The sequence below is a fragment of the Burkholderia sp. genome, from assembly GCF_018375725.1.
Taxonomy (GTDB): Bacteria; Pseudomonadota; Gammaproteobacteria; order Burkholderiales; family Burkholderiaceae; genus Burkholderia.
This window is the reverse complement of the sequence record NZ_JAHACR010000280.1, coordinates 1-5,590: the sequence shown is the minus strand read 5'-3', so window position 1 is coordinate 5,590 and position 5,590 is coordinate 1. Positions and strand designations below refer to the sequence as shown.

General features: G+C 66.3%; 6 protein-coding genes and 1 pseudogene. 1 reads left to right on the top strand and 6 read right to left on the bottom strand.

Features of this window, described 5'->3' with window-relative positions; genetic code table 11:
• Positions 1–557, top strand: a pseudogene (locus KH616_RS20695) (gfo/Idh/MocA family oxidoreductase); the annotation flags it as partial.
• Positions 558–614: 57 nt separating this feature from the next.
• Here the strand turns inward: KH616_RS20695 and KH616_RS20690 are convergent.
• From KH616_RS20690 to KH616_RS20665, 6 genes are all read right to left on the bottom strand, one after another.
• On the bottom strand, positions 615–1,307 hold the full coding sequence (locus KH616_RS20690; RefSeq protein ID WP_292250379.1) for an amino acid ABC transporter permease: 693 nt from the start codon (positions 1,305–1,307) through the stop codon (positions 615–617).
• 123 nt (positions 1,308–1,430) lie between these two features.
• Entirely contained in the window at positions 1,431–2,225 is a 795-nt protein-coding gene (locus KH616_RS20685; protein WP_292250381.1) for a cystine ABC transporter substrate-binding protein, read from the bottom strand.
• A 104-nt stretch (positions 2,226–2,329) separates the two neighbouring features.
• Complete coding sequence (locus KH616_RS20680) at positions 2,330–3,367, bottom strand: quinone-dependent dihydroorotate dehydrogenase (RefSeq protein ID WP_292250377.1); 1,038 nt, start codon at positions 3,365–3,367, stop codon at positions 2,330–2,332.
• Between the two features lie 167 nt (positions 3,368–3,534).
• The gene (locus KH616_RS20675) at positions 3,535–4,365 is read right to left on the bottom strand and encodes an arginyltransferase (RefSeq protein WP_292250375.1); all 831 of its coding nucleotides are present in this window, start codon (positions 4,363–4,365) and stop codon (positions 3,535–3,537) included.
• 56 nt (positions 4,366–4,421) lie between these two features.
• The gene (gene aat, locus KH616_RS20670; protein ID WP_292250373.1) at positions 4,422–5,162 is read right to left on the bottom strand and encodes a leucyl/phenylalanyl-tRNA--protein transferase; all 741 of its coding nucleotides are present in this window, start codon (positions 5,160–5,162) and stop codon (positions 4,422–4,424) included.
• 11 nt (positions 5,163–5,173) lie between these two features.
• Positions 5,174–5,590: NUDIX domain-containing protein (locus KH616_RS20665; protein WP_292250372.1), on the bottom strand; the 417-nt coding region annotated here is incomplete at its 5' end.

The window sequence follows — 5,590 nt, the reverse complement described above, 5'->3', positions numbered from 1 at the left end:
CCGATCCGATCGGCGAGATCCGGCTTGTGCGGGCCGGTTGCGCATCGGCGAGCGTGCCGGACGAGCATCCGGTGTATCGCCTCGAACAGGCGGGCGGCGCGCTGCTCGATATCGGCATCTACGAGATGTTCCTGGCGGTCGACTGGCTCGGCGCGCCGCTCGACGTGCAGACGCTCGGCCGCGTCGGCGTCACGGGTGTCGATGTGTTCGCGAGCCTGAACAGCCGTCACGAGAACGGCATCGCGCAACTCTTCTGCGGGCTCGACCTGATGGGACGCGGCGACGCGCTGCTCGCCGCGCAGGGTGGCCATGTGACGATCCACGAAAACTGGTGGAACCCGGCGCGCGCGACGATCCGCTACGCGGACGGGCGCATGGTCGAACTCGACGCGCCATTCGACGGCGGCGGCCTTAATTACGAGACTGCGCATTTTTGCGAATTGCTGCGTGCGGGACAGTGCGAAAGCCCGGTGATGACGCACGATCATTCGCGGCAGATGATCGCGATGGCGGATGCAGCGCGTGCGGCGCTCGGTGTGCGTTTTCCCGGCGAGTGACGCGGGCAGGAATCCGGCGGCGCGGCATGTCCGCGCCGCCGGACGAAAAAGCGTCGCTCAGTGGCGCGCGGGCAGCGACAGGCGTTTTTCGTACCAGCGCTGCGCCCATTCAAGGATCTGGCACAGCACCCAGTACACGGCGGCGGCGGCCAGATACAGCGGCAGCGGCTGATAGGTTGCGGCAATCACTTCCTGCGCGCTGCGCAGCAGTTCGGTGACGGTGATCACCGACACGAGCGAGGTGTCCTTGATCAGGCTGATCAGGCTGTTCGACAGGCTCGGCACCGCGATGCGCAGCGCCTGCGGGCCGATCACATAGCGCAGCGTCTGCCCCCACGACAGCCCGAGGCTGTATGCCGCGAGCCACTGGCCGCGATGGATGCCGTTGATCGCGCCGCGCATGCTTTCGGACATGTAGGCGGCGACGTTTGCCGACAGCGCGATCACGCCTGCCGGCGTCGGGTCGAGCGAGATGCCGAGGCTCGGCAGTCCGTAATAGATGACGAAGATCTGCACCAGCAGCGGTGTACCGCGCATCACGCTGACATAGGCACGCGCGACCGCGGCGAGCGCATCCACGCAGAAGCGCTTGAAGCCGGTGAGCCCGTCGTGCTGCCGGATGCCCATCATTGCCAGCACGACGGCGCCGACAAGACCGAACACCATCGACAGGATGCCGAACTTGACGGTCAGGACGGCGCCCTGGGCAAGCACGGGCAGCGATTGGACGAGCAAAGTGGGGGTGGACATGGCGTGTGAATCGGATGCAGGCGCGAAAGCGCAATCATAAACCGGACGAATAAAAGAAAGGGCGGCATCGTTTCGGATGCCGCCCCGTTCGGCCCGCCGCTTGGGGCGGGCAATCCGGCATGCTTACTTGATCGGCTTGGTCACGTCGATGCCGAACCACTTGTCCGAGATCTTCGTGAAGGTGCCGTCGGCTTCGAGCTTCGCCATCGCGTCGTCGATCGCCTTCTGGAACTTCGGATTGTTCTTCCGGAACGGAATGGCCGACGGGTTCGCCGAGCCGACGTTCGCGCCCGGGCGCAGCGGCAGCTGTGCGTTCTTCGTCAGATACGCGAGCATCAGGCGGTCGTTGAGCGCCGCGTCCAGGCGGCCGGCGGCGAGGTCGCGCAGGTATTCGGGCGCGCCCGGATACGTCTTCACGTCGATGCCCGGCACCGACTTCGCCATGTCCATGTAGTTCGTGCCGAGCGCGACCCCGAGCTTCTTGCCCTTCAGATCCTCGAGCGTCTTGAACTGGCGCGGGTCGTCCTTGCGCTGGATCAGCTGCGCCGACGAGTAGGTGTACGCGGGCGAGAAATCGAGCGTTTCCTTGCGCTTGTCGGTCATGCCGACCTGGTTGACGATCACGTCGAACTTGCTCGCCTGCAGGCCGGCGATGATGCCGCTCCATTCGGTCGTGACGAACTCCGGCTTCACGCCGAGCTTGGCTGCGATCGCCTTGGCGATGTCGACGTCGAAGCCGACCAGCTCGCCTTGCGGATTCTTCGAGTTGAACGGCGGGAACGTGCCTTCGAGGCCGATCCGCAGCGTGCCGCGCTGCTTCACTTCATCGAGCAGGTCGGCCGCGTGCGCGGTCGCCGCGGCGAACGACGTGCCGATCAGGCCGGCGACCAGCAGTTTCTTCAGCAGCGCAATCTTCACAATCTTCATCGTGGGTGATTCCTTCCCCGGTGCGGGTCAATTGTTCTGGCACGATAATAGCGAAAACGCAATCGCCCCAGAAATACCGTTTGTTTATTTCTATATTACGCGGCAGGTTCGCGGGCGATGGCTTTCACGCATTCGGCGACGAGTGCCGGACCGCGGTAGATGAAGCCGGTATAAAGCTGCACGAGCGCTGCGCCCGCCGCGAGTTTCGCGCGCGCGTCTTCGCCGGAGAAGATGCCGCCGACGCCGATGATCGGCACCGCGCTGCCGACCTCCGCGTGCAGCTTGCGGATCACTTCGTTCGACGCCTCGAACACCGGGCGGCCGGACAGGCCGCCGGCCTCGTCCGCGTGCGGCAGGCCCTGCACCGCGGCGCGCGACAGCGTCGTATTGGTCGCGATGACCGCCTCGATCTTGTGGCGCAGCAGCGTGTCGGCGATCGCCTTGACCTGTTCGTCGTCGAGGTCGGGCGCGATTTTCAGCGCGAGCGGCACCAGCTTGCCGTGCAGGTCGGCGAGGCGCTGCTGCTTGTCCTTGAGCGCCGCAAGCAGCGCGTCGAGTTCGCCCGCGCCCTGCAGCTGACGCAGGTTCTTCGTATTCGGCGACGAAATGTTGATCGTCACGTAGCTCGCGAACGGGTAGACGCGTTCGAGACAGTACAGGTAGTCGTCGGCGGCGCGTTCGATGGGCGTGTCGGCATTCTTGCCGATGTTCAGGCCGAGGATGCCGCGGTAGCGGGCCGCCTTGACGTTCTTCACGAACTGGTCGACGCCGCTGTTGTTGAAGCCCATCCGGTTGATCAGCGCATCGGCCTGCGGAAGCCGGAACATGCGCGGACGCGGGTTGCCGGGCTGCGGGCGCGGCGTGACCGTGCCGACCTCGATGAAGCCGAAGCCGAGTGCCGCGAGGCCGTCGATCGCCGCACCGTCCTTGTCGAGGCCGGCCGCGAGGCCGACCGGGTTGCGGAACGTAAGCCCCATCACGGTGCGCGGCGCGTCGGGCACGCGGGCCGACAGCGCGCAGGCCAGGCCGGTGCGGCCAGCCGCGCCGAGTGCGCGCAGGGTGAGGTGGTGAGCGTCTTCCGCATCCATCTTGAACAGGGATGCGCGGGCCAGCGGATAGAGGGAACTGAACACGGCGATTGGGCGGGCAGCCAGAAAATTGACAACCCGGCATTTTACCGGGAGTTGCGCGGCGGAGCCCGGATTGCGCGGCAGAACATGCCGTGGCGCTGTCGGACGTATCGACGCAACCGGCGTCATGGCGATGCGCCATGTGTCACGACGCGCGGCCGCCGCGTCTATCAGGATGCGCCGGAGTGTCCGCCGGGCAGCGGTGCGCGTGCAAGGGCCGCATCGACGGGCGGCAGGTCGATCCGTTCCGGATCGAGCACGCTCCAGCGACCGTCGATCAGGCCTTCGAGCGGATGGAAATTGGCCTTGTAGGCCATCTTCTGGCTCTCGCGAATCCAGTAGCCGAGATACACGTACGGCAGGCCGAGACTCCTGGCCTGCTCGATCTGCCAGAGGATGTTGTACGTGCCGTAACTCGTATGCGGATCGTCCGGCTCGAAGAAGGTGTAGACCGACGAAAGCCCGTCGCCGAGGATGTCGATCATGCTGATCATCCGCAGTTTGCCTGGCTCGCCGCCCGGCGCGTCGAGGTCGCGGAATTCGACGAGGCGCGAGTTGATGCGGCTTTGGAGCAGGAACTGCTCGTACTGGTCCCGACTGTCGCGATCCATGCCGCCGCCGGCATGGCGCGCGGACTGATAGCGCATGTAGAGCGCGTAATGTTCTTCGTCGTAGTGCAGCGGCGACACCGTCGCAATGAGCGCGCGGTGCCGTTTCCACATCCGGCGCTGCGTCCGGCTCGGGACGAACGCGGTGACGGGCACGCGCACCGGGATGCACGCGCGGCAGCCGTCGCAGTAGGGGCGGTAGGTGAACACGCCGGAGCGGCGAAAGCCGGCCTTGACGAGCTCGGTGTAGATGTCGGAGTTGATCAGATGGCTGGGCGTCGCGACCTGCGAGCGCGCGATGCGGCCGTCCAGATAGCTGCACGGATAGGGCGCCGTTGCATAGAATTGCAGCGCCGAAAGCGGTGAAAGCGGCAGCTCAGTCGGGTGAGTCATGGGCAGCTCTCGATGCAGGGGTGGGGTGCCGCGCGAGCGCCCGATTCCGTGCTTGCTCAGGTTTCGCCGCGGCCCGCCAGCATGGCGAGCACGCGCTTGTCGAACTGCCACGGAATCGGCGGTTCGGCCACCGCGCGGCGCACGTGAGCGACGAATGCCTTGCGTGCGATCTCGCGGCCGCCGAGCGACGCCAGATGCGACGTATTCTGCTGGCAGTCTATCATTTCCAGTCCGTGCTCGCGAAGGTGGGCGACGAGCGCGGCGAGCGCGATCTTCGACGCGTCGCTGACGTCCGCGTACATCGATTCGCCGAAGAACATCCGGCCGAGCGCAACGCCGTAGAGCCCGCCGACGCGCCGTCCGTCGAGCCAGGTCTCGATGCTGTGCGCGCGGCCGGAACGGAACAGCGACGAATACGCGTCGACGACCTCGGCCATGATCCATGTGCCGCGTTGCCCCTGACGGGGCGCCTGCGCGCACGCACGCATCACGCCGGGGAAATCTTGGTCGACGCGCACGTCCCATGCCGGCTCGCGCAGCACGCGCCTGAGTGTTTTCTTCAGCGAAGGCGATACCTTGAACTCGGCTGGCACGAGCACCATGCGCGGATCGGGACTCCACCACAGTACCGGCTGGCCGTCGGAATACCAGGGAAAGATGCCGCGGTGATAGGCGTCGAGAAGGCGCGACGGCAGCAGGTCGGCGCTCGCCGCGAGCAGTCCCGGCGCGCCGGTTGCCGGGCCAAGCGCACGTTCGACGGGCGGGAACGGATCGTCGAGGCCGAGCCAGGGAACCATGGGGCGCGGGCTCAGCCGTTGCGCAGCGAGCGGAAGATGTCGCCGGTATGTACGCCGTAATCGCCGGTGGCCCGGTCGGCGAAAAAGAAGCGCAGGGTCTGGCTGACCGTCGGGAACGCGATCTCGTCCCACGGAATGTCCGCTTCGTCGAACAGGCGCACCTCGAGGCTTTCCTCGCCGGCTTCGAAGCCCGGATCGACGAGCCGTGCCAGATAGAACAGATGCACCTGATGCACCTGCGGCACGTTGAGGAGTGTGAAGAGCGTCTGCACTTCGACGCGCGCGCCGGCTTCCTCGAGCGTCTCGCGCGCGGCGGCCTCGGCGGTCGTTTCGCCCATTTCCATGAAACCCGCGGGCAGCGTCCAGTAGCCGTAGCGCGGCTCGATCGCGCGGCGGCACAGCAGTACTTGCTCGCCCCAGACGGGAAC

What these genes read in the sequence shown, in the direction of transcription:
- KH616_RS20690 (WP_292250379.1), bottom strand. Translation starts at nt 1,307, where the DNA reads ATGTCCACCCCCACTTTGCTCGTCCAATCGCTGCCCGTGCTTGCCCAG.
- KH616_RS20675 (WP_292250375.1), bottom strand. Translation starts at nt 4,365, where the DNA reads ATGACTCACCCGACTGAGCTGCCGCTTTCACCGCTTTCGGCGCTGCAA.
- aat (WP_292250373.1), bottom strand. Translation starts at nt 5,162, where the DNA reads ATGGTTCCCTGGCTCGGCCTCGACGATCCGTTCCCGCCCGTCGAACGT.